This is a genomic window from Halomonas salsilacus (assembly GCF_051216275.1).
Taxonomy (GTDB): Bacteria; Pseudomonadota; Gammaproteobacteria; order Pseudomonadales; family Halomonadaceae; genus Halomonas.
On sequence record NZ_JBPKAQ010000010.1, the window covers coordinates 56,122 to 77,850 of the forward strand.

Below are 21,729 nucleotides of genomic sequence, written 5' to 3' on the forward strand. Positions count from 1 at the left end.
GGCCGGGCCAGCCCCGGTCCGCGCGTATCCGACCCCGCTCTCTTCGCCGGATGGCAGGAGCGACAATTCGCCCCATGACAGCGCCGTCCAAAAAGATGTATTTTATATGCATATTAAAAACATCCCCCCTACGACGGAGATTTTCATGCTCAATAGAGATCATGAGCGCCTGATCGATGCCACAGCACCGCTGGTGGCCGAGCACCTCGACGCCATCACCCAGCGCTTCTACCCGCTGATGTTCGCCCGCTATCCCGAGGTGAAGCCGCTGTTCAACGAGGCCCACCAGCAGGACGGCGGGCAACCCAGGGCCCTGGCCGGTGCCGTGCTGGCCTATGTGGGGCTGCGCCAGGATCCCCAGCAGGCCCGCGGCGCCCTGGCCACGGTGGTCGGCAAGCATATCTCCCTGGACATCCGGCCCGAGCAGTACCCCATCGTCGGCGAATGCCTGATGGCCGCCATCGGCGAGGTGCTGGGCGACGCCGTGACGCCGGAGGTCGCCGCAGCCTGGAGCGGCCTCTACGATGAACTGGCCGGACTGCTGATCGAACTGGAGGAGCAGCGCTACCGTGAGTTCGAGGGACGGCCCGGCGGCTGGCGGGGCACTCGCGAGTTCCGCATCGTCGAGACCCATCAGGAGAGCGCGGTGATCCGCTCCTTCGTGCTGGAACCCGTGGACGGCGGGCCGGTGGCCGATCACGAGCCGGGCCAGTTCATCGGCGTGCGGCTGACCCTTGATGGCGAACCCGTCTACCGCCACTACAGCCTCTCCGACGTGCCCAACGGCACCCGCTATCGGATCTCCATCAAGCGCGAGCCTGGCGGTCGTGCCAGCCGCCACTTCCACGATGTGCTGGGCGTGGGTGACACCCTGGAGCTGCTGCCGCCGGCCGGCGACCTGACGCTGGTCGACGGGGACGAACCGCTGTTGCTGGCCTCGGGCGGGGTGGGCCAGACGCCGATGCTGCCCCTGGCCCGCCAGGCCCTGGCTCAGGGCCGCCGAGTGGTCTATCTGCACGCCGCCCTGGACGCCGAGCACCACGCCTTCGCCGACGAGGTGGCGGCCCTGGCCGACGCCCATCCCGAGCAGCTACAGGCGGTGACAGTGCACGAGAGCGGCGATGGCGCCGACCATATCGGCCGGATCGATCGCGAGCTGCTGGCGCGACTGCTGCCCGAGAAGGCACGCTGCTACACCGTCGGTCCCCAGGGCTTCATGACCGCGGTGGACCAGGCACTCGCCGATCTCGGCGTGCCGGCCGAGCGTCGCCACTACGAGCACTTTGGCCCCTCGCGCCCCCTCGACGCCGCCTGAGCCCGAGCGGCCCCGCAAGCACGACGACACGGCCCGGACATGCCGGGGCGTGTCGTTATATGTACGGCGGCTCGGCTCAGCTGCCGCGCGTCAGCAGCATCGCCTTGATATGGCCAATGGCGCGCAGGGGATTCAGCCCCTTGGGGCACACCCAGGTGCAGTTGGCGATCTGCCGGCAGCGGAACACGCTGAAGGGATCGTCGAGGGCCGCCAGGCGTTCATCGGTGGCGGTGTCGCGGCTGTCGATCAGGAAGCGGTAGGCCTGCAGCAGGCCGGCCGGGCCGATGTACTTGTCAGGATTCCACCACCAGGAGGGGCAGGCCGAACTGCAGCAGGCGCAGAGGATGCACTCATAGAGCCCGTCCAGCTTGTCGCGATCCTCGGGGCTCTGCCGCCGCTCGATGGCCGCAGGGGGCTCGTCGTTGATCAGCCAGGGGCGAATCCTCTCGAACTGGCGGAAGAACAGGGTCTGATCGACCACCAGGTCGCGGATCACCGGCATGCCGGGCAGCGGGCGCAGGGTCAGGGTATCCGAGCGCCCGAGCACGTCAGCGACCGGCGTGATGCAGGCCAGGCCGTTCTTGCCATTGATGTTCATGCCGTCGGAACCGCACACCCCTTCACGGCACGAGCGCCGGTAGGCCAGGGTGGCATCCTGCTGCTTCAGATGCTCGAGGACGTCCAGCACCATGGCCTTGCGGAAGCCTTCCTCGACCTCCAGTGTCTCCATCCGCGGCAGGACATCCTGCTCGGGGTGGTAGCGATAGAGCCGTACCTTGATCATGGTGCCCCCTCCCGGTTTCGACCCGCCAACAAGATGCATTCATTATGCATCTTGATGATTAGATGCTGCTCCCTCTTCGTCAAGGGAGAATTCACGGAGCCGCTACCTCAGCTCGAGCCACCGGGCTTACCGCAGCGGGCAGTAAGGGGCAAGTCGGGGGGCGACAATTCGCCCCATGTCAGCCCCGCCAAAAGAAGTATTAAATCTACATCTTAATGCACTGACTGCCCTGCAGAGACCATCACCCCAAGAGGACGTCACCATGAGCCTGATCGAACAGAGCGTCGGCCGCACCGCCCTGACCCTGCCCGGCGCGACCCGGGTGTTCCGCGACCACAACATCGACTTCTGCTGCGGCGGACGCATCAGCCTGCGCGAGGCCGCCGAGCGCATCGGCCTGGCCCCCGAGGCCCTGGTTGCCGAGCTCGAAGGGCTGCCGAAAGGCGAGAGCGACGAGCGCGACTGGCGGGAGGCCAGCAACAACGAACTGATCGACCACATCCTGACCCGCTATCACGACGTCCATCGTCAGCAGTTGCCCGAACTGGTGCGCATGGCCCGTCGCGTCGAGCAGGTCCACGGCGAGCGCGACACCTGCCCCAACGGCCTGGCCGACCTGCTCACCACCCTCCATCAGGAGATGGAGAGCCATATGCAGAAGGAGGAGCAGATCCTCTTCCCGATGCTGCGCCGCGGGATGGGCGCCCAGGCCCAGGGGCCCATCGCGGTGATGCGCCACGAGCACGACGACCACGGCGAAAACCTCGAGCAGGTGTTGGCGCTGACCAACAACATCACATCCCCCAAGGGCGCCTGCACCACCTGGCGCGCCCTCTACACCGGGCTGCGCGAGTTCCGCGATGACCTGATGCAGCATATTCACCTGGAGAACAACCTGCTCTTCGAACGCGCCGGCTGAGACCCCCGGCCGGCTCACTTTCCTGATCCGGCAATCAAATGGATCCACAGCGTCACCCCCCACGGGCATCATCCATGGGGGCTCAGTCGTCGCACTCGTCACCCCGGTCGTAGTGGAACGTCATGAAGACGATGCCCGGCGTCATCACCAGCCGCCAGGCCAGCTCTACCTCGTCATCAAATTGGTCGTCGTAGGCGCGAACCGTGTCAATCAGGGTCTCGAGCCAGAGGTCATAGAGCGCCGGGGCGATGTCGAGCTGCGCGCGACTGTGGCTGACCGCTACTTCCTGCAGATAGTAGTCGGCATGGCTGGACGCGTAGAACGCCAGAAGGTGGTAGAAGGATTTCTTCAGCATGGCCCGCTGGCGCGCCATGTCGGTGTGGCGAAATTTCACTGCCACCTCCGGGGAGGCCGCGAGGAAGCGCTCATAGAAGGCCGCGAAGAACGCCCGCCCCTCGACCTCCCGGCTGAGTACCCGCAAGTAACTCGCATCGAAGAGGTTTTCGATATCCATGACCACCCCGCATGGTGAGCGTGCCTGGAAAAAGACTAGGCCAGATGCTTGCGCGAGGCCTCGTCGAATATCCACCTCATGGCCCCGGCATGACCTGCGTCAGCCACCCGCGAATCCCTCTCGCCATGACGCCAGTCAAAGGCCCCCGAGGAAAGCTCGACTAGCATGGTCGGGTTTTCATCGACAGGAGGCTCACCATGGAGCTCGTCTGCCCCGCCGGTAACCTGCCCGCCCTGAAGCGCGCCGTGGACGAAGGGGCCGATGCCGTCTACTTCGGCTTCCAGAACAGCACCAACGCCCGCCAGTTCGCCGGGCTGAACTTCACCGACAAGCGCGCCCGCGAGGGCATCGACTATGCCCACGCCCGCGGCAAGCGGGTCTTCTGCGCCATCAACACCTACCCCCAGCCGGACGGCTGGGGCATGTGGACCCGCGCCGTGGATCAGGCCGCCGAGCTGGGCGTCGACGCCCTGATCCTGGCCGACATGGGGCTGCTCGACTACGCTGCTCGCCGCCACCCTGAGCTCGCCCGCCATCTCTCGGTGCAGGGATCGGCGACGAGCCATGAGGCGCTGCGCTTCTATCACGACCAGTTCGGCATCAAGCGCGCCGTGCTGCCCCGGGTGCTCTCCATCACCCAGGTGCGCGACCTGGCGAAAAAAAGCCCGGTGGAGCTGGAGGTCTTCGCCTTCGGCAGCCTGTGCATCATGGCCGAGGGGCGCTGCTACCTGTCGTCCTACCTCACCGGTGAGTCGCCCAATACCCACGGCGTCTGCTCGCCGGCCGCCCATGTGCGCTGGGAGCAGACCCCTGACGGGCTGGAGTCGCGATTGAACGGCGTGCTGATCGACCGCTACGGCGAGGGCGAGAACGCCGGCTACCCGACGCTGTGCAAGGGCCGCTTCGAGGTCGGCGGCGAGACCTACCATGCCATCGAGGAGCCCACCAGCCTCAACACCCTGGAGCTGCTCCCCGAGCTCGCGGAGCTCGGCATCAGCGCGGTGAAGATCGAGGGCCGCCAGCGCAGCCCGGCCTACGTGTCGAAGGTCGCCGGGATCTGGCGCCAGGCTCTGGACCGCCTCGCGCGGGCCCCCGGCCGCTTTCACGCCGAGCCCGCCTGGATGAGCGGCCTCGGTGAGGTCTCCGAAGGCAGCACCACCACCCTGGGCGCCTACGAGCGCCGCTGGAAATAGGAGAGAGCCCATGTCCGCCACCCCCACGCTCCAGCTGTCGCTCGGCCCGGTGCTCTTCTACTGGACGCGCGAGCGCTACGCCGACTTCTATCGCGAGGCCGCCGACTGGCCGGTCGATATCGTCCACCTCGGCGAGTCAGTCTGCTCGCGGCGCCGCGACATGAAGCTCGACGACTGGCTGGGGCTGGGACGCGAGCTGACCCAGAGCGGCAAGCAGGTGGTGCTGTCCAGCCAGACCCTGATCGAGTCCGAGGCCGACCTGCGTGACCTGCGCAAGCTGTGCGACAACGGCGACTTCCTGGTCGAGGCCAACGACCAGAGCGCCCTGCAGCGCCTCTCCTCAGCGCACCAACCCTTCGCGGCCGGCGCGTCGCTCAACCTCTACAACCCGGCCACACTCTCGGTGCTGGCCCGCGCCGGCATGCGGCGCTGGCAGGCCCCGGTGGAAATGTCTAAAGACGACCTGGCGAGGCTGCTGGCCGACTGCCGCGAGCAGGGGCTCGAGGCACCCTGCGAGGTGTTCGCCTACGGCCACCTGCCGCTGGCCTGGTCGTCGCGTTGCTTCACTGCACGCCGCTACCAGAAGCCCAAGGACCGCTGCCAGTTCGTCTGCCAGAAGCACCCCGAAGGCCTGGCCCTGCGCACCCATGAGGCGGATCAGGTGTTCACCCTCAACGGGATCCAGACCCTTTCCGGGGCCTGCCAGGATCTTCGCCACGAGCTGCCGGGCATGGCCGAGATGGGCATCGGGATCGCCCGCCTGAGCCCGCGCCCCGAAGGCATGGCCGAGGTGGTTACCGCCTTCGATGCGGCCCGCCGCGGCAAGCTACCCGCCCCGGACCCGCTCGCCCTGGTCGAGGCCGAGATCTGCGACGGCTACTGGCACGGCCGCCCCGGCATGGACCACAGCCGGGCATCCCTCCCGGGATAATCACTGCCATGATGCCGCGACTCCCCGCTTTCGACACCGAGATTCGCCTGCCTATCGCCGGCTTCGACGCCCGGGATGATCACGCCTTCCCATCGACTGCTTCGGCACCGGGGCATGCGTTACCCTGTTCGGGTCGCGCGCCGACAACAGCGCGCGGGGCGGCGATATCGACCTGCTGATCTCGACCGACATGACCGATACCGAGGAGATCGTAAGCGCCGAGATTGATTTTCAGCTGAAGGTCCAGCGGGAAATCGGCGAGCAGAAGATCGATCTTCTCATCGACTATCCGGGACGCGTCGAGCATCCGCCGATCTTCGAGATCGCCGAGCGCACAGGGGTCAGGCTATGACGGGCTCGGATCAGCACCGTCTGGCAGATGCCTGGCGGCAATGCCAACGTCATGTCCACCACTTGAAACATGCCCTGGCATCCCTTGAAGGCGAGCTGCCACTGACGGGACCACGGCTCGGCGCTCTGGATGACGAAGCCATTCAGGATCTCGATCAGTTCGTGCTGCGCTTCGGCAGACTCCAGGATGCCATTGGCTCTTGACTGCTGCCGGCCATTCTGGATGTCCTTCAGGAGCCCTTTGAGGACAGACCGATGATCGACAAGTTGAACCGGCTGGAGAAGCTGGGGTTTCTCGAGAGCAGCGAGCAATGGCAACAGCTCCGGGCGATACGCAATGGATTTTCCCATGACTACCCCGACGACCCCGACAAGAATGCTGCACTGTTTAATCTGGCGATTCACTCGGTCAACGACATCATGGCCATTCTGAAGAGAATCGAGGAAAAAATGTCGTTGGTAGAGCTTGAACAAAAAAAATAGATAGCTGAAACGCCACCGCCCCGGGCCACTCTCGCGACCCGGGGCGGTGAGCTGTCGCCGGTTGGCGGTCAGCTTATCCGCGCTCTTGTTACCCGCACTTGGACCAGCCGCAGCCGGAGTAGCAGGTGGGGCAGCCGTCCATCATGATCAGCTCGCCGTTGCACTCGGGGCAGTGGCCCACCACGGTGGGGCCGTCGCCCTTGGCGTGATCGGCATGCTGGGCCTTGCGCTCGGCCTTCTCGATCTCCTCCGCGGTGGGCGGATGCCACAGGTGGCCGCTGGCCTGACGCTGGGCGTAGCGTGCCACCAGCTCCTCCACCGGCACCTGGTTGCCATCCTGGTCGAGGAAGCCGCGACGAAAGAGGATCTGCTGGATCGACCAGGCGATGGCCGCCACCTCGGAGTCGTGGAACATCGGCTTGCCCCAGCGATTCATGCCACAGCGCACCAGGCCCTTGTCCCAGGCCACCTTGCGCAGGTCGGCCACTGCCTGGGTGACGTAGCCACCGCGGGCGGCCAGCGACAGGCTGCGCATGGTGGCGGTGATCCACTGGTGCTCGCTGGAGAGCTGGCCGGAGGGGAAGAAGAACTCCACCGGGCGCTCAACCACCACCCGCTTGCCCCCTAGCACGCCCTCCACGGGCATGAAGGACACCAGCAGGTAGACCTTCTTGCGCCCCTCGGCGCCGACGTAGGAGATCTTCTCTGACACGGCCTCCAGGGTGCCCTCGGGGCGCGAGGGGATGCGCACCGTGAGCGGGTTCTCCTCGGGCAACGGCGGCTCTTCCACCGCCTTCTTGATGCTGTAGGAAACGATCTTGGAATTGATCTCGACGGCCATCAGCAGGCTCCTGCGGAAAGAGTTTCAAAGGCACATAGCTTCGCTCGCTCGGGGCTGACCCGGCGACGAACCTGTGAGGAGGCGCTGTAAATACTTCCCTGTACGCTACTGACGCCATCCCTGGCGTAGGACCTCCTCTGCGGTCCATCCCCGGCGCCCCTCGCTACCGGCAACAAACAGAGAGCTGGCTTACCACTTGCCATAGGTGCCTTCCTTCAGCGCGTCATAGAGGTTCGCCGCATTGTGCTCCTCGCCGTCGTAGATGATCTTCTCGTCGCCGGCTAGTTCCACGGTCTCGCCGTTCTCCAGCTCGAACACGTAGGTGGTGTTCTTGAGATCGTCCTCGCGCACCAGCACGCCCTGGAAGGCCTCCGGGTTGAAGCGGAAGGTGGTGCAGCCCTTGAGCTGGCTCCGGTAGGCGTCCAGATAGAGGTCCTTGAACTCCTCGAAGGGGAAGTCGGTGGGCACGTTCACCGTCTTGGAGATCGCCGAATCGACCCAGGCCTGGGCAGCGGCCTGCACCGCCACGTGCTGCTTCGGGCTCACCGAATCGGCGGTGATGAAGTAGTCGGGCAGGTCGCTCTCCACCGCGTCGGGGGCGATGAAGTGGCGGTAGGCCGCCAGTTCGAAGGAGACCACCTCGACCTGCTCCTTGGTCTTCTTGCCCGACTGGATGACGTTGCGGAAGTAGCGGTGCGAGAAGGACGGTTCGATGCCGTTGGAGGCATTGTTGCCCAGCGATAGCGAGATGGTGCCGGTGGGCGCGATGGAGCTGTGGTGGGTGAAGCGCGCGCCGTGCTCGGCGAGTGCCGCGACCAGTTCCGGCTCCAGCTCGGCGACCTTCTGCAAGTAGCGGCTGTAGCGGGCGTGCAGGATGCGACCGGGCACCTTGTCGCCGATCTCGTAGCCGTCCTGCTTGAGCTCGGGGCGCTCGCGCATCATCTTCGGCGTGATCTCGACGTCCTCGGCCAGCGCCGGAGCCATGCCCTTCTCGCGGGAGAGTTCCAGCGCCTGCTTCCAGCCCTCGACGGCCAGGTTGCGGCTCACCTCCTCGGTGAAGGCCAGCGACTCCGGCGAGCCATAGGGGATCTTGAGCATGGTCATGGTCGAGCCCAGGCCCAAAAAGCCCATGCCGTGGCGGCGCTTGGCCTCGATCTCGCCGCGCTGGCCGGCGAGCGGCAGGCCGCTGATCTCCACCACGTTGTCGAGCATGCGGGTGAAGATCGCCACCACCTGGCGGTAACGCTCCCAGTCGAAGCGCGGCTTCTTGCCGAAGGGGTCGATGACGAAACGGGTCAGATTGATCGAGCCCAGCAGGCAGGCGCCCTCCGGGGGCAGCGGCTGCTCGCCGCACGGGTTGGTGGCGCGGATCTCCTCGCAGAACCAGTTGTTGTTCATGCGATTGACCTGGTCGATCAGGATGAAGCCCGGCTCGGCGAAGTCGTAGGTGGAACGCATGATGGTGTCCCACAGCTCGCGGGCCTTGATCACCTCGACGACGCGGCAGGCCACGCGGCCCTCGGCGTCGACGGTGTAGCCCTCCTCCACCACCGGCCAGTCGCGGTAGATCAGCTCGCTCTGCTCGACGTCATCCTTCTCGCCGGCGTGCAGCGGAAAGGCCAGCGGCCAGTCGGCGTCCTGCTTCACCGCCTCCATGAACTCGTCGGTGATCAGCAGGCTGAGGTTGAACTGGCGCAGGCGGCCCGCCTCGCGCTTGGCCTCGATGAACTGGCGCACGTCCGGGTGGCCAACGTCGAAGGTGCCCATCTGGGCGCCGCGGCGCCCGCCGGCGGAGGCCACCGTGAAGCACATCTTGTCGTAGATATCCATGAACGCCAGGGGACCGTTGGTGCCGGCACCGGCGCCGAACACGAAGGCACCCTTGTGGCGCAGGGTGGAGAAGTCATAGCCGATGCCGCAGCCCGCCTTGAGGGTCATGCCGGCATCCACCACGGAGTCGAGGATATCGTGCATGGAGTCGCGGATGGTGCGCGACACCGTGCAGTTGATCAGGCTCACCGCCGGCTTGTAGGCCTCGGCGCCGGCGTTGGACATGATCCGCCCGGCGGGAATGGCGCCGTTCTCCAGCGCCCAACGAAACTTCGGCAGCCACTCGTCGGCCTTGTCACCTTCCACCGCGGCCAGGGCCCGGGCCACCCGCTCCCAGGTGGCGCCCACGTCCTTGTCCACGGGCTTGCCATGACGGTCCTTGAGGCGGTACTTGGAGTCCCAGATATCGCGGGACGGCCCCTGCAGGGGGACCTCGCTGGATGACGTCACGGCCTTGGTGGAAGTGCTCATGCGAATGGCTCCGGAAGAAAGTCGTTTATCGGAAATAAGAGTCAGGTCGTGCGTCTCGCCAGCCGCTCCAGGCGGACCAGCAGGTCACCGAAGGGCCCCTGGGCCAGCCCCTCCTCGCGTCCGTCGAGGAGGTTCTTGACCATCAGGCCCAGCTCGGTATCACCCTCGATCAGCAGCCGGCGCTGGAAAAACAGGGCGTCGGGATCCTCGCGTCGGGTGGCCAGGCAGAGGAACTCGCGCCACCCCCCGCGGATGGTGGCCTCGCCGGTCTCGGTACACAGCCTCAGGCGCTCGTTCTCGAGGGTGAGGGTCAGGGCCATGCCGAGATCCTCGATGGCCAGGGTGATGCGGCGCCCTTCCAGGGCGTCGAACTCTCCCTCGGCGAGGGGCTCGGCGAAGGTGCGGTTCAGCAGCGGTTCCACCAGGCGGCGCTTGACGCCGACCGGTACCCGAGGATCGACGGCGCGAATCAGGCGAGCGGGGGCGGGAAGACGCGGCAGGGCCTGTAACGGTAATGGCAACAACGGCAGGGACATGACAGCTCTCCTGAGGATAACCATGCGGCCGAGGCCGCCGAACCGCTCATCCTAGGCCGGTGTTCCCGGGGCTGCACTGACATGCATCATGTCGCCGGGCAGCCCTCGATCACCCGCGGCCCGCCTACCATATATAGACCATATCGCCTCGGCAAGCCCCATATCTGGTGCAAACCGACGACCATCATGAGCCATCTTCATTTGACAGCGAAGACGCCCGGCCTGGCGCGGCGAAACGCCCGGATGCCGCTCGCGTCGATGACGGAGCGGCGTCCGATTATTGCCCGCAGCCATGCCGCGGGAGGGGCTAGACGGTCCGGGAGTAGCGACCCTGGCTCTTCGCCAGGTAGGCGTCGAAGGCCATGGCGGCATTGCGCATCATCAGCCGACCGCGGGGCAGCACCTCGATCTCGCCCTCGCGGATCGCCAGCAAGCGGTCGTCGGCCATCTCCTGGAGCTCCTCGAGGGCGTCGCCGAAGGTGTCGCGGAAGACGATACCGTGGACGGCCTCGATAGTGGCGAAGTCGATGCGGTTGTGGCACATCAGGGCGTTGATGACGTCGCGGCGCAGGCGATCGTCATCGCTGAGCCGATAGCCGCGGAACACCGGCAGGCGCCCCTCTTCCAGGCGGTGCTGGTACTGGGCGGTCTCCTTGACGTTCTGGCTGTAGGTGTCGCCGACCTTGCCGATGGAGGTAATCCCCAGGCCGATCAGGTCGCAGTCGGCGTGGGTGGAGTAGCCCTGGAAGTTGCGCTGCAGGGTACCGTTCTCCCGGGCCCGGGAGAGCTCGTCGTCGGGCAGAGCGAAGTGGTCCATGCCGATGTAGACGTAGCCGGCGGCGGTGAGGCGGCGGATGGTCAGCTCGAGCAGCTCCAGCTTGCGTTCCGGCGGCGGCATGTCCTCCGGGCGGATCAGCCGCTGGGCCTTGAACAGCTCCGGCAGGTGGGCGTAGCTGTAGGCGGCGATGCGGTCCGGAGCCAGGGCGATGATCTTGGTCAGGGTGGTGTCGAAGCTGGCCACGGTCTGCAGCGGCAGACCGTAGATCAGGTCGACGCTCACCGACTGGAAGCCGGCGTTGCGGGCCGCCTGGACCAGCTCCACCACCTGCTCCTCGCTCTGCAGGCGATTCACCGCCTCCTGCACCTCGCGGTCGAAATCCTGAACGCCGAAGCTCAGCCGGTTGAAGCCCAGGGCATGCAGCTCGTGGATCTGCTCAGGCGTCACGGTGCGCGGGTCCACCTCCAGGGAGAACTCCCGCTGGGCGGGCGGGGCGAAGTGGAATGCCGCGTCCAGCGCCGCCATCAGCTCGCCGAGCTGGGCGTTGCTCAGGTAGGTCGGCGTACCACCGCCCAGGTGCAGCTGGGTCATGCCCCGCGACTCATCGAACAGCCCCCCCTGCACCCGGATCTCCTGCTTGAGCCACTCGAGGTACTCGGCGGCCCGCTCGGTGTTGTGGGTAATGATCTTGTTGCAGGCGCAGTAGTAGCAGAGGCTCTTGCAGAACGGGATATGCACGTAGACCGACAGCGGCTTGGGCGCCTCGGCCCGGTTGCTGCGCTCGGCCGCGGCGCGGTAGTCGTCCTCGGCGAAGGCCGCATGGAACTGCGGTGCCGTGGGGTAGGAGGTATAGCGCGGCCCGGGGCGGTCGTACTTCTCCACCAGGGGGCGGTCGAACAGCAGGTCGTCTTGCATCGTGAAACAGCCTCTTGAACCGGATGGCGGCAACGCAGGCGCCGCCGCATGGGGCAGAGTATGCCATTCAGGGCCCGTGGCGTCGGTACCCTTCTCGAGGTAGCTGACCTGGGTCAAGCCTCCGGGCCGACACTCGCGGGTCAGCCGCCGGGCGAGGGGGGATGACGCGGTCGAGACGGGTCACGCGGTGGCACCCCGGCTTCACCTTTGCGCAAACCAATAACATGTAGATAAAATACTACTTAATGCACCGCCGCCATCGTGCGAGGTATGCCTGCCATGACTCACCCAATCTCACGTCTTGCCTGGAGCGGGCTGGCCTACGGCTGCATCGGCCTGGGCACCGCCGGACTGGTAGTGCCGCTGCTCCCCACCACCCCCTTCCTGCTGGTGGCAGCCTGGGCGGCGCCCAAGGGCTCGCCGAGGTTGGCCCGCTGGTTGCACGAGCACCCGCGCCTGGGGCCGACCCTGTGCGCCTGGCGGGAGCAGCGAGCGGTGCCACGTCGGGCCAAGCGCCTCGCGCTGGTGGTGCTGCTGGCCAGTTGGCTGGTGCTGTGGGCCGGCGGCGCGGCGCCGCTGGTGCTGGCCCTCACCGCCTTCCTGTTCTGTGGCGTGGCGACCTTTCTGCTGACGCGACCCGATGCCGCAGCCGATCCCACTTCGCCCCCCGCGGGCGGCGAAGTGGTAGAATAGGGCCTGTTATCTTATCAAATTTGACTAATATAAAGCCAAGAGACGCCAGCCCCCGTATGCATCTGACCCGTTTTACCGACTACTCCCTGCGCGTGCTCGTCTACCTGGCGGTGAAGGGGGAAGAGCGCTCCACGATTCAGGAGATCGCCTCCAGCTTCGATATCTCCCGCAACCACCTGATGAAGGTGGTCCAGGACCTGAGCCAACAGGGCTACATCACCGCCATCCGCGGCAAAAATGGCGGGCTGCTGCTCAAGAAGTCACCCGAGGATATTCGCTTGGGCAGGCTGGTGCGCGACACCGAGCACGACATCAACCTGGTGGAGTGTTTCGGCGAGGATAACGAGTGCAAGATCACCCCAGCCTGCCGGCTCAAGCCGATCCTGGCCGAGGCGCTGCGCGGCTTTTTCGCCGTGCTCGACAAGTACACCCTGGCCGACATGCTGGGGCCTCAGGAATCGCAGCTGGTCCAGTTGCTCAGGATCGAGCCCTTGACCCGCCGCAAGGACGATACCGCCCCGCCGCTGGCCCCCTGACGGCCAACGGCTTGCGCTGCCGGTCGGGGTCGGCGAAGCTTGACAGTGAATTGCGCCATGACATGGGTCATGGCTGTCCATGGGGCCCTGCGCCATCATGGGCCCAGACATCGGAGGCATCGGCGCCATCCGATTTTTTCAACGCCATAAGATGCATTCTGGAGACATATTCATGAAACGACTGGCTACCCTGACCCTGACCGGCCTCGCCGCCCTGGCCCTCTCGACCACCGTCCAGGCCGAGCCCGACGGCGAGGCCATCTACAACCAGGCCTGCATGGCCTGCCACATGACCGGTGCCGCCGGCGCGCCCATCAAGGGCGATGAGGCCGCCTGGGCACCGCGCCTGGAGCAGGGCATGGAGACCCTCTATGACCACTCCATCAACGGCTTCCAGGCCATGCCTCCCAAGGGCGGGGCATTACAGCTCAGCGACGAGGAGGTGAAGGCCGCAACGGACTTCCTGCTCGAACCGGTGCTCTGAGACCTCTCTCATCGGCGAGAGCCTTTACACCGACTTGAGCCATCGCCAACGAGAACCGCAGCGCCCCCGGCAGCCAGGCTGCCGGGGGCGCTGCGCGTGGAAGGCCAGCAACCCCTGCTTACATGGGGCGATGAAGTTGCGCCCGGGCCAGGTCGTTGAGCACCTGCACATCGACCTCCTCATAGGCCAGCAGGCGCCCCTCGTGCTCCGCCATGAAGGCCCGCGCCGCCTCTTCACTCCCGAAGGAAGCCAGGGTCGGCCCCATGGCGCCCATCAGCGGCTGATCGGTCACGTAGACCGCCACGTCGGCGGGAATGAAGGCGTCCTCCGAAGGATGCTCCCAGTCGGTGGCGCCCAAGTCGTGGACAAAGGCCTGGCGCAGCTGAGGCACCGAGTCGGGCTGCAGCAGCCACACGAAGAGGTCCGCGGTGGAGCAGAAGGTCAGGAGCTGCCCGTCCTGCAGGCAGGCCTGGGCCTTGGGGCCGGCAAACCCGGCGATGAACATCCCGCATACCGCGCACTCGTCGTCGTCGCGGAAGGGGCGCGGCTCGCAGGCCGCGACCTCCTCCTCCTCGCCGCCGCAGCCGGACAGCCCCGCCAGGGTCACGCCACCCAGCACGATGATGAATCTCCTGCGTGTCAGCATTCGTTGGTTTCCTGTTCAGATCTCGCGGCGACGGAAGACCCACAGCGCCAGGCCCAGCGGCACCGCCACCCAGGCCAGCAGCGCGCCGAGCAGCAGCGCCGGGTGGAAGGCCGCATCGGCGCCGATGGAGGCCAGCCCCGCCTGGGTCCGCGCCGCCTCGAAGAAGGTCAGGTTCACGATGCGGAAGATGTCGGTGGGATTGAGTAGCAGCAAGTAGTGGAAGAGCCCCTCGCTGACCTCGCCGCCTGTGCCCACCAGTACACCCAGCAGCGCCAGGTCGTAGACAATGACGAAGAAGAACCACACCACCAGCGCGATGCCCGCCGCCCGGGACTTCTCCGCCACGCTGACGCTGATCAGATAGGCGAAGCCGATGAAGGCCCAACCCAGCAGCATCGCCGAGAGGATGAACAGCGCCAGGGCCGTCACCAGCTCGCCGAGCTGTTCCACGCTTCCCAGGACTGCGATGACCGCTCCGGCCACGCCGAAGCCCACCAGAGTGGAGACACCGAGGATCACCGCATGGCCGAGGAACTTGCCAGCCAGGATCTCGACCCGACTCATGGGGTAGGTGAGCAGCAGCAGCAGGGTGCCCTGCTCGTCCTCGCCGACGATGCTGTCGTAGGCCAGCATCAGGGCGATCAACGGGATCAGAAACACCGCCAGGCTCGAGAGGCTGACGATGGTGGTTGAGACCCGGGTGAAGCCTACCTGGCCGGAGGCCGCGGCGCCGACGTAGGCCAGGCCGATGGCCAGCAGGCCGAACACCAGGGTGATCGCCAGCACCCAGCGGTTGCGCAGGCCGTCGCGGAACTCCTTGCCGGCCACGATGAACAGGTTTCTCATGCGCTGACTCCCTCTCGCGCGTCGAATGCCGGCGCGGGGGCCTGTGTGGTCTCCGCCCGGTCGCCAAGGGTGCCGTCGAAATGGGCGTAAAGGGACTCCAGGGTGGGCGGCTCAAGCTCCAGGTCGGCGACCTCGGGGTCCGCCACGAGCTCGCGCAGTACCGCCATCTTGGCGCGCACCGGCACCTCAAGCTCGACGCGGCCGGCGCCCGCCAGGCGGGCCAGCACGCCGTGGCCACGCAGCGCTTGGGCGATGCTCTCCGGCGCCCGCGCGGTACGCAGGCGCACCACCAGCGGCAGGTCGGCGGCCTCGCGCAGCTCGTCGATGCTGCCTGAGGCGAGCATGCGCCCCTGGCCGAGAATCGCCGCCCGGTCGATATGGCGCTCCACTCCCGGCAGCACGTGGGAACAGAGGATCACGCTGACGCCGCGCCCGCGCAGCTCGTCGACCATGCCGTAAAAGTCCCGGGTGGCCATGGGGTCCAGCCCCACGGTGGGCTCGTCGAGCAGCATCAGCCGCGGTTCGCCGATCAGCGCCTGGGCCAGGCCCAGGCGCTGGCGCATGCCCTTGGAGTAGGTCTTCACCCGGCGGTGCATGGCGTGGCCCAGGCCGACCCGCTCCAGCAGCGGCTCCACCACCCCGCGGCCGATGCGCTTGAGCCGGGCGAAGTAGTCGAGCACCTCGAAGCCCGAGAGCTGCTCGTAGAACTGCACGTTCTCGGGCAGGTAGCCCAGGCGCAGGCGCAGGTCGTTGGCCGCGCTGCCGCCGGGGTCGTGGCCGAACACCCTCAGGGTACCGCTGGTGGGTCGGATCAGCCCCAGGATCAGCTTCATGGAGGTGGACTTGCCGGCGCCGTTGTGGCCCATCAGGCCCAGCACCTCGCCCTCGCCCAGGGTCAGGCTCACCTCGTCAAGGGCGGTCAGCTTGCCGAAGCGCTTGCCGACTGCGCTCATCTCGATCACCGGTTGGGTCATTGCACTATCTCCGCCATCCAGTCGGGAAGGGCCATCAGCGGATGGCTGTCGCGTACGCCCGGCGGGCGCAGGATCGGGAACTCCCGCTGCACCCAGCGCAGCACCTGTACCGCCGGGCTGTTCATCAGGATCTTGGCCATGGGGTAGGTCCAGATCAGCCGGTCCACCGAGTCGTTGGGCTCGTAGGGAATGTCGCCCAGGCCGTCACCGCTGAGGTCCCAGCCCAGGTAGTCGCTCCAGTAGTTGCCGCTGCCCTCGAAGGACCACTCCTGCTCGCGCAGCGCCACGTACTTCACCTGTGTCTCGTTGCCGACGAAGGCGTTGCCGTGGAACGCGTTGTCCTCGGAGCCGGCGGTCATGTGGATGCCGATCTCGGTGCGGGCGAAGAGGTTGTCGCGGATCTCGTTGAACAGCGAGTTGTAGACGAACAGCGCCTTGCCCTCGGTGCCACTGATGGCGTGTCCGTCAGAGGCTGCCGTCATGCCGCCCCGCTGGGCCTCCATGGCGATGTTCTCGGCAATCACCGAATCGACGATGAAGTTCATCAGGAAGCCGTAGTTCTGATCGCGAATGGAGCGGTTGCCCACCACCTCGAGCTGGCGCGACTGCATCAGCGCATAGCCGAGCCGGTTGTTGCGGGTCTCATTGTCGCGCAGCTCATTGGCGTGGGAGAACATGTAGTGCACGCCGTAGCGCTGGTCGCGCAGCAGATTGCCGATCAGCCGGTTGTGGTTGCTGACATCGATATAGATGCCATCGCGGGCCTCCCACACCTCGTTGCCGATGATCTCGGCGCCGGTGACGTTGTAGAGCTGCAGGCCGTTGCCGCGGTCCTGGGAGCGCAGCGAGGTGTCACCGCTGATGCGGTTGCCGACCACCGCCACGTCCGGCACGGCATCCAGCCAGATGCCGAAGCCGCGGGCCTCGATGCGGTTGTTCTCGAGCCGTGTCCCCGCCGCCTCACGGGCCACGAAGATGCCGCTGTCGATCTCGTTGATATTCGCGCCGTCCTCGCGGATATGTAGGTCGCGCACCGTGGTGCCGGGGGCGGCGACGGTCAGCACCGTGCCTTGGCGCTGGCCGTCGAGCACGGCACCGGGCTCGCCGACCAGAGTGATGGGCACCTCGACCACGAAGTTGCCGAGGTGGATGCCTTCGGCCACCCGCACCGTGTCACCGGGCGCGGCGGCTTCCAGCACCTGCTGCAGCGGGGTCTCGCCGGGTATGGCGCGCCATTCGGCGGCCAGGGCGAGGCCAGGCAGCAGCAGGAAGAGAAGAGGGAGTAACCATCTTGATGACATGGTGTTCTCTGCATGTCGAAGGGGGCCTGCCGAGCCGGCGCGCTGCGCCGACCCGGCAGGTGCTGCCGCTGGCCTATTGCCGTGGGATCATGTGCCGCGAGATCATGCCGGCTCGACCAAGAGGCGGCCGACCATCTCCATGTGCAGGGCGTGGCAGAACCAGTTGCAGTAGTACCAGAACACCCCGGGCTTGTCGGCGGTGAAGGTGATCGAGGCGGTCTGCTGCGGGCTGATCTCCATGCTGACCCCGTGATCCACCACGCAGAAGCCGTGGGAGAGATCCTCGATGCGGTCGAGGTTGGTGATGGTCACGGTGATCTCGTCGCCCACCTTGGCCGGGATCTCGGTGACGCCGAAGTTGGGCGCCACCGAGGTCATGTAGACCCGCAGCTTGTTGCCATCGCGGATGATGGTGTTGTCGGTATCGACGTTGACGCCATCCTCCTCGGCCCGACGAATGGTCTCGGCGAAGTAGGGATCGTCGCGCTCCCAAACCTGCTTGGTCTGGATCTGGTCGCGGCGGATGATCACTGCATCGTGGGGCTCGGCGAAGGTGGGCGTGTCGTGGAGCAGCACCATCTCGTCGCCGGAGATGTCGATCATCTGATCGTTTTCGGGGTGCAGCGGGCCCACTGGCAGAAAACGGTCCTTCGAGAACTTGTTAAGCGAGAACAAGTACTTGCCATCGGCATCCTTGGACTCGGAGAGGGTCGCGTGGTTGTGGCCCGGCTGGTAGTGGACGTCGATCTTCTGGCGGATGTACTCGACGTCCTCGCCGTTGTAGTGGCGCACGGCGTCTTCCATGTTCCACTTCACCACCTGGCTGTCGATGAACACCGTGGTGTAGGCGTTGCCACGGCCGTCGAAGGTGGTGTGCAGCGGCCCGAGGCCGATCTCCGGCTCGGCGGCCACCACGTCACGCTCATCGTCGAGGTTGCCATCGAAGAGGTCGTCGAGCCTGGCGATCTCGATCATGGTGACGGTGGGCGAGAGCTTGCCGGCGGCGATAAAGTACTTGCCGTCGGTGGAGGTGTTGAGGCCGTGGGGGTTCTTCGGCACCGGCACGTAGCGGGTGACGTTGAGGTCGGAGCTCTTGCGGCCATCCACCACCGGCACCTCGGAGTCGCCGATGGTCATGAAGTCACCGTTGGCCACCGCCGCCTCGATGCGCTCGATGCTGAAGACGGTCACCCAGTCGCGGTCGGCGCGCATCTTGCCGGCCAGGTCCACGGCGCCCTCGGAGTTGTAGCAGGTCGCCGCGCAGTACTTGCCGGTGTAGTCGGCGTCCATGTTGTCCAGGTTGCCGTCCACCATCACCTGCCACTTCACCTCCATGGTATCGGCGTCGATGGCATTCCACAGGGTGTAGTACTTCGACGGGTCGTTGATGTCGCGGCCGTCGTTGGGCTGCGGGATCATGTACTCGCCGTTGGCAAACACATAGCCGGTGCGCGGGGCCTTCTGCAGGCGCAGGCCGTGGATCGCCTGGACGTTGGGCACCGTCACCATGGCGTCGGTCTTGAAGACATCGAGGCGAATCCGCGCCACCCGGGTATTGGCCTTGTCGTTGATGAACAGGTAGCGGCCATCGTGGCTGCCGTCGGTATAGCTCACGTGGGGATGGTGAGCGTCACCGTTGGTGAAGCGGTGGCTGTCGCCCATGATCCGCTTCGACTCGTCGGTCATCCCCCATCCGGAGGCCGAGCAGTGGTTGAACACCGGGATGCGCATGATCTCGCGCATGGAGGGCACGCCGTAGACGCGCACCTCACCGCTGTGACCACCGCTCCAGAAGCCGTAGTACTCGTCGAGTTCACCCGGCGCCACCTGGATATGGGCGGCACTTCCACCGTTGCCTTGCGCCTGGACCGGCTGGCTGCGGGTCAAGGCGCCTACGCCCGCCACACCGGCGGCACCGGCCATGCTGGCCGCGCCCACCGCGGCGCTACCCGCCAGGAAGCGGCGGCGCCCCTCGTTGACGGTCCCGGTGGGCTGGTCACCCTTATGCTTGTCGCTCATGACGCTTCTCCGTTTCGTTGTCGAGATGAGATCTCGTCGCCGACTCAGCGGCCGGCCTTTCGTTTTCCGTTGCGGCGCCCTGCCCCGGGGCGCGGCGCCGCCAGCGGTTCGGTTGCCCCTCAGCCGCCGTCCCCCCCCACCTCGGTGGCGGGAATCCGCCGGGCCTCGGCCGCCTTGCTGCTCAGCCGAGTCGTCTTCTCGCGTTTCTTGCGCTGCACTACCATGGGTGGGCACTTGCGGTCGTTGTGGTAGGTGATCTGGCAGTCCAGGCAGTAGTGGCACTCGTTGGGGTTAATCTGTCCATCCGGGTGGATCGCCTGGATATGGCACTCGTTGGCGCAGATCTGGCAGGGCTTGCCGCACTCCTTGTGACGGCGCAGCCAGTCGAACAGGCGGATGCGCGCGGGGATCGCCAGGCCGGCGCCCAGCGGGCAGACATAGCGGCAGTAGAACTTGTGGTTGAAGGCGCTGATCACCAGCAGCACCACGGCGTAGAGCACGAAGCCCCACTCGCGCTGGAACTTGAGCAGCACCGCGGTCTTGAAGGGCTCCACCTCGGCGTAGATCTCGGCCTGGCCCAGCGACTGCAGGGAGAGGGCGAACAGCCCCAGCAGGATGATGTACTTGAGCGCCCACAGCCGCTCGTGCACCGCGAAGGGCAGCTCGAACTGGGGCACCTTGAGCTTGAGGGCCACCGCGCTGATCAGCTCCTGCATGGCGCCGAAGGGGCACAGCCAGCCGCAGTAGACGCCGCGTCCCCACAGCAGCAGGGTGACCGCCACGAAGCTCCAGAGGAGGAACATCATCGGATCCATCAGGAAGTTGGACCACTGGAAGTCGGTGAACAGGGCATGGGAGAAGGTGAGGATGTTGACCACCGAGAGCTGGGCCAGGGCGTACCAGCCGATGAACACCACGGTGTAGACCAGGAAGCCGTAGCGAATCGTGTGTAGCAGCCGCGGCCGCTTGGCCAGCCAGTCCTGGAACAGCAGGATGAAGGTGAGCAGGCCGAGGCCGGCCCCCAGCACCACAATATGCGTGACGCGGTCTTCCCACACCGAGACCCACAGCTGGGTGGTCTCGGCCTCGAGCATGGCATCGGCCACGGGCTCGGGGATCTCAAGAAAGCGCTCCGGCACCTTGAGCTCGGCGTCGAAGCCGGCGAACTCGGTGTCCAGGGCGCCGACCTGGCGGCGCACCAGCAGTTCCAGTTCCCAGGCCTGCCCCGGATCGAAGCGGGTCTCTTCGCGCAGGATGAAGATGTCGCGTTCGGCAAAGCGCGGCGCCCCCTCGGCCTCGATGCCCCATAGGCGGCGCATGTCGGCATCGTGGAACTGGTCGGTGCGCCCGCCGTGGTGGATCATGATGCGGTCATAGATCCCGCCGCGCACGAAGCCGGAGCCCTTGAAGGAGTAGCGCCCGTTGGCCATGATCGCCAGGGCATGCTCATCCTCGCCCAGGCCCTCCATCAGCTGTTCGAACTGCCGCTCGCCGAGCAGGTTGCGGCCCACGGTAGGCACGTTGAGGTAGGCGAAATAGAGGTCGATGAAGGTCTCGTCCTCGCGCCCCTCCGGGGTCGCCTCGACCCCCTCGGCAGCGGTGCCGACGAAGGCCTCGTCCACCTCGCCGCGGGTCAGGTGCAGGTGGCCAACGGCGCCCTCCGCCACCAGGTCATCCCAGCTCGCCTCCTCGAAGAGGTCGGTGCGCACCGTGGCAGGCTCGGCCACGCCGTCCTCGAGGATGTCCAGTTCCCGGGCCACCCGCCGCGCCGAGCGCATGATCCCCTCGCCCATCACCACCACGGTGACGGTGGCACCGGAGACCGCATCCACGTGTTCGTAGCCCTCGCGCTGCTGACGTGACAGGCCCACCCGCACCTTCTGACGCACCGACTTGCCGGCATACTGGCCGACGAAGTCATCGAGCACCGTCTCGGGGATGCCGATCAGCATGATCGGTTCGGAGTGGTCGAGCACCTCGACCCCGGTGATGCGGCCGTCCAGCGTCATGCCGACCCGCATGTTGACCGGATGGCCCGAGTAGGCGGGAATCGGCGCGATATCGTTGGTCTCGAAGACGTAGCCCACGGTCTCGCCATCGCGCAGCACCGGCACCACCGGCGGCTCCGCGATCGGCTCGCCGACCGCGTCCGCCTCGGGAAAGACGACCGGCAGCCACTCGGCCGCTTGGGCCATGGTCGACAGGCCCGACGCCAGCAGCGCAACTGCCATCAGCAGCGTCTGGATCACCCGCCAGGGTCGCAGGACACTTGTCACGTGACACTCCACCTTCGGATCGAATCGGCCGGACCTATAACATGCATCCGGAAAACCTCTTTGAGGATGAAGCATGGGGTAGTTTGCCGAGTC

22 protein-coding genes are annotated in these 21,729 nt (G+C 66.3%); 10 read left to right on the plus strand and 12 right to left on the minus strand.

All coding sequences use genetic code 11. The annotated features are described in order from the left end of the window. Window positions 1-145: 145 nt before the first annotated feature. Entirely contained in the window at window positions 146-1,315 is a 1,170-nt protein-coding gene (locus tag ACR80S_RS14185; RefSeq protein ID WP_435403595.1) for a globin domain-containing protein, read from the plus strand. 76 nt (window positions 1,316-1,391) lie between these two features. Here ACR80S_RS14185 and ACR80S_RS14190 read toward each other — a convergent pair whose 3' ends face one another. Then, entirely contained in the window at window positions 1,392-2,099 is a 708-nt protein-coding gene (locus ACR80S_RS14190) for a succinate dehydrogenase iron-sulfur subunit (protein WP_435401515.1), read from the minus strand. A 262-nt stretch (window positions 2,100-2,361) separates the two neighbouring features. Here ACR80S_RS14190 and ytfE point away from each other — a divergent pair, with 262 nt between their 5' ends. After that, entirely contained in the window at window positions 2,362-3,018 is a 657-nt protein-coding gene (ytfE, locus tag ACR80S_RS14195; protein ID WP_435403596.1) for an iron-sulfur cluster repair protein YtfE, read from the plus strand. Between the two features lie 82 nt (window positions 3,019-3,100). On the opposite strand, the gene ACR80S_RS14200 is transcribed toward ytfE, so the two are convergent. Beyond that, window positions 3,101-3,532, minus strand: coding sequence for a globin (locus ACR80S_RS14200; RefSeq protein ID WP_435403597.1), 432 nt, complete (start codon window positions 3,530-3,532; stop codon window positions 3,101-3,103). Between the two features lie 197 nt (window positions 3,533-3,729). Between ACR80S_RS14200 and ubiU the strand changes: the two genes are divergently transcribed. The 5 genes from ubiU to ACR80S_RS14225 all read left to right on the plus strand — a co-directional run bounded on the left by ubiU (window position 3,730) and on the right by ACR80S_RS14225 (window position 6,490). Further along, window positions 3,730-4,725 (plus strand): ubiquinone anaerobic biosynthesis protein UbiU, encoded by a 996-nt coding sequence (gene ubiU / locus ACR80S_RS14205; protein ID WP_435403598.1) that lies wholly within the window; start codon window positions 3,730-3,732, stop codon window positions 4,723-4,725. A gap of 10 nt (window positions 4,726-4,735) precedes the next feature. Then, window positions 4,736-5,656 (plus strand): U32 family peptidase, encoded by a 921-nt coding sequence (locus ACR80S_RS14210; RefSeq protein WP_435403599.1) that lies wholly within the window; start codon window positions 4,736-4,738, stop codon window positions 5,654-5,656. A gap of 190 nt (window positions 5,657-5,846) precedes the next feature. Then, window positions 5,847-6,008: a hypothetical protein gene (locus tag ACR80S_RS14215; RefSeq protein WP_435401520.1), complete on the plus strand. Its 162-nt coding sequence runs from the start codon at window positions 5,847-5,849 to the stop codon at window positions 6,006-6,008. Continuing rightward, on the plus strand, window positions 6,005-6,211 hold the full coding sequence (locus ACR80S_RS14220; protein ID WP_435403600.1) for a hypothetical protein: 207 nt from the start codon (window positions 6,005-6,007) through the stop codon (window positions 6,209-6,211). Before ACR80S_RS14215 ends, ACR80S_RS14220 begins: the two co-directional genes overlap by 4 nt. Window positions 6,212-6,262: 51 nt before the next feature. After that, window positions 6,263-6,490, plus strand: a complete 228-nt coding sequence (locus ACR80S_RS14225; RefSeq protein ID WP_435403601.1) for a hypothetical protein — start codon at window positions 6,263-6,265, stop codon at window positions 6,488-6,490. A gap of 88 nt (window positions 6,491-6,578) precedes the next feature. Here the strand turns inward: ACR80S_RS14225 and ACR80S_RS14230 are convergent, their stop codons facing one another. The 4 genes from ACR80S_RS14230 to hemN form a co-directional block, all read right to left on the minus strand. Further along, window positions 6,579-7,331 carry a ribonucleoside-diphosphate reductase gene (locus ACR80S_RS14230; RefSeq protein WP_435401522.1) on the minus strand — a complete coding sequence of 251 codons (753 nt, stop codon included), beginning with the start codon at window positions 7,329-7,331 and terminating at the stop codon, window positions 6,579-6,581. Window positions 7,332-7,520: 189 nt separating this feature from the next. Continuing rightward, window positions 7,521-9,632, minus strand: a complete 2,112-nt coding sequence (locus ACR80S_RS14235; protein WP_435403602.1) for an adenosylcobalamin-dependent ribonucleoside-diphosphate reductase — start codon at window positions 9,630-9,632, stop codon at window positions 7,521-7,523. Window positions 9,633-9,673: 41 nt separating this feature from the next. Beyond that, a complete protein-coding gene (ubiT, locus tag ACR80S_RS14240; RefSeq protein WP_435401524.1) occupies window positions 9,674-10,168 on the minus strand; it encodes a ubiquinone anaerobic biosynthesis accessory factor UbiT in 495 nt (164 codons plus the stop codon). 307 nt (window positions 10,169-10,475) lie between these two features. After that, entirely contained in the window at window positions 10,476-11,861 is a 1,386-nt protein-coding gene (hemN, locus tag ACR80S_RS14245; RefSeq protein ID WP_435403603.1) for an oxygen-independent coproporphyrinogen III oxidase, read from the minus strand. A 279-nt stretch (window positions 11,862-12,140) separates the two neighbouring features. On the opposite strand from hemN, the gene ACR80S_RS14250 reads away from it, so the two are divergent. From ACR80S_RS14250 to ACR80S_RS14260, 3 genes are all read left to right on the plus strand, one after another. After that, window positions 12,141-12,554: a YbaN family protein gene (locus tag ACR80S_RS14250; RefSeq protein ID WP_435401526.1), complete on the plus strand. Its 414-nt coding sequence runs from the start codon at window positions 12,141-12,143 to the stop codon at window positions 12,552-12,554. 56 nt (window positions 12,555-12,610) lie between these two features. After that, window positions 12,611-13,090: an Rrf2 family transcriptional regulator gene (locus ACR80S_RS14255; protein ID WP_435401527.1), complete on the plus strand. Its 480-nt coding sequence runs from the start codon at window positions 12,611-12,613 to the stop codon at window positions 13,088-13,090. Window positions 13,091-13,262: 172 nt separating this feature from the next. Then, window positions 13,263-13,574, plus strand: a complete 312-nt coding sequence (locus tag ACR80S_RS14260) for a c-type cytochrome (RefSeq protein WP_435401528.1) — start codon at window positions 13,263-13,265, stop codon at window positions 13,572-13,574. A gap of 118 nt (window positions 13,575-13,692) precedes the next feature. Here the strand turns inward: ACR80S_RS14260 and ACR80S_RS14265 are convergent, their stop codons facing one another. The 6 genes from ACR80S_RS14265 to nosR all read right to left on the minus strand — a co-directional run bounded on the left by ACR80S_RS14265 (window position 13,693) and on the right by nosR (window position 21,636). After that, a complete protein-coding gene (locus ACR80S_RS14265; RefSeq protein ID WP_435401529.1) occupies window positions 13,693-14,220 on the minus strand; it encodes a nitrous oxide reductase accessory protein NosL in 528 nt (175 codons plus the stop codon). Between the two features lie 15 nt (window positions 14,221-14,235). After that, entirely contained in the window at window positions 14,236-15,066 is an 831-nt protein-coding gene (locus tag ACR80S_RS14270) for an ABC transporter permease subunit (RefSeq protein ID WP_435403604.1), read from the minus strand. Continuing rightward, complete coding sequence (locus ACR80S_RS14275) at window positions 15,063-16,040, minus strand: ABC transporter ATP-binding protein (RefSeq protein WP_435403605.1); 978 nt, start codon at window positions 16,038-16,040, stop codon at window positions 15,063-15,065. Before ACR80S_RS14275 ends, ACR80S_RS14270 begins: the two co-directional genes overlap by 4 nt. Further along, a complete protein-coding gene (locus ACR80S_RS14280) occupies window positions 16,037-17,341 on the minus strand; it encodes a nitrous oxide reductase family maturation protein NosD (RefSeq protein ID WP_435403606.1) in 1,305 nt (434 codons plus the stop codon). The genes ACR80S_RS14275 and ACR80S_RS14280 overlap by 4 nt, the downstream gene beginning before the upstream one ends. Before the next feature lie 102 nt (window positions 17,342-17,443). Next, complete coding sequence (nosZ, locus tag ACR80S_RS14285; RefSeq protein ID WP_435401533.1) at window positions 17,444-19,360, minus strand: TAT-dependent nitrous-oxide reductase; 1,917 nt, start codon at window positions 19,358-19,360, stop codon at window positions 17,444-17,446. 119 nt (window positions 19,361-19,479) lie between these two features. Then, window positions 19,480-21,636, minus strand: coding sequence for a transcriptional regulator NosR (nosR, locus tag ACR80S_RS14290; RefSeq protein ID WP_435403607.1), 2,157 nt, complete (start codon window positions 21,634-21,636; stop codon window positions 19,480-19,482). Window positions 21,637-21,729 lie beyond the last annotated feature (93 nt).

What these genes read in the sequence shown, in the direction of transcription:
- ACR80S_RS14250 (WP_435401526.1), top strand. Translation starts at nt 12,141, where the DNA reads ATGACTCACCCAATCTCACGTCTTGCCTGGAGCGGGCTGGCCTACGGC.
- hemN (WP_435403603.1), bottom strand. Translation starts at nt 11,861, where the DNA reads ATGCAAGACGACCTGCTGTTCGACCGCCCCCTGGTGGAGAAGTACGAC.
- ACR80S_RS14235 (WP_435403602.1), bottom strand. Translation starts at nt 9,632, where the DNA reads ATGAGCACTTCCACCAAGGCCGTGACGTCATCCAGCGAGGTCCCCCTG.
- ACR80S_RS14225 (WP_435403601.1), top strand. Translation starts at nt 6,263, where the DNA reads ATGATCGACAAGTTGAACCGGCTGGAGAAGCTGGGGTTTCTCGAGAGC.
- ACR80S_RS14185 (WP_435403595.1), top strand. Translation starts at nt 146, where the DNA reads ATGCTCAATAGAGATCATGAGCGCCTGATCGATGCCACAGCACCGCTG.
- ACR80S_RS14210 (WP_435403599.1), top strand. Translation starts at nt 4,736, where the DNA reads ATGTCCGCCACCCCCACGCTCCAGCTGTCGCTCGGCCCGGTGCTCTTC.
- ACR80S_RS14260 (WP_435401528.1), top strand. Translation starts at nt 13,263, where the DNA reads ATGAAACGACTGGCTACCCTGACCCTGACCGGCCTCGCCGCCCTGGCC.
- ACR80S_RS14230 (WP_435401522.1), bottom strand. Translation starts at nt 7,331, where the DNA reads ATGGCCGTCGAGATCAATTCCAAGATCGTTTCCTACAGCATCAAGAAG.
- ubiT (WP_435401524.1), bottom strand. Translation starts at nt 10,168, where the DNA reads ATGTCCCTGCCGTTGTTGCCATTACCGTTACAGGCCCTGCCGCGTCTT.
- ACR80S_RS14270 (WP_435403604.1), bottom strand. Translation starts at nt 15,066, where the DNA reads ATGAGAAACCTGTTCATCGTGGCCGGCAAGGAGTTCCGCGACGGCCTG.
- ACR80S_RS14190 (WP_435401515.1), bottom strand. Translation starts at nt 2,099, where the DNA reads ATGATCAAGGTACGGCTCTATCGCTACCACCCCGAGCAGGATGTCCTG.
- ACR80S_RS14275 (WP_435403605.1), bottom strand. Translation starts at nt 16,040, where the DNA reads ATGACCCAACCGGTGATCGAGATGAGCGCAGTCGGCAAGCGCTTCGGC.
- ACR80S_RS14280 (WP_435403606.1), bottom strand. Translation starts at nt 17,341, where the DNA reads ATGTCATCAAGATGGTTACTCCCTCTTCTCTTCCTGCTGCTGCCTGGC.
- ACR80S_RS14220 (WP_435403600.1), top strand. Translation starts at nt 6,005, where the DNA reads ATGACGGGCTCGGATCAGCACCGTCTGGCAGATGCCTGGCGGCAATGC.
- ACR80S_RS14255 (WP_435401527.1), top strand. Translation starts at nt 12,611, where the DNA reads ATGCATCTGACCCGTTTTACCGACTACTCCCTGCGCGTGCTCGTCTAC.
- ACR80S_RS14215 (WP_435401520.1), top strand. Translation starts at nt 5,847, where the DNA reads ATGACCGATACCGAGGAGATCGTAAGCGCCGAGATTGATTTTCAGCTG.
- ytfE (WP_435403596.1), top strand. Translation starts at nt 2,362, where the DNA reads ATGAGCCTGATCGAACAGAGCGTCGGCCGCACCGCCCTGACCCTGCCC.
- ubiU (WP_435403598.1), top strand. Translation starts at nt 3,730, where the DNA reads ATGGAGCTCGTCTGCCCCGCCGGTAACCTGCCCGCCCTGAAGCGCGCC.
- ACR80S_RS14200 (WP_435403597.1), bottom strand. Translation starts at nt 3,532, where the DNA reads ATGGATATCGAAAACCTCTTCGATGCGAGTTACTTGCGGGTACTCAGC.
- ACR80S_RS14265 (WP_435401529.1), bottom strand. Translation starts at nt 14,220, where the DNA reads ATGCTGACACGCAGGAGATTCATCATCGTGCTGGGTGGCGTGACCCTG.
- nosZ (WP_435401533.1), bottom strand. Translation starts at nt 19,360, where the DNA reads ATGAGCGACAAGCATAAGGGTGACCAGCCCACCGGGACCGTCAACGAG.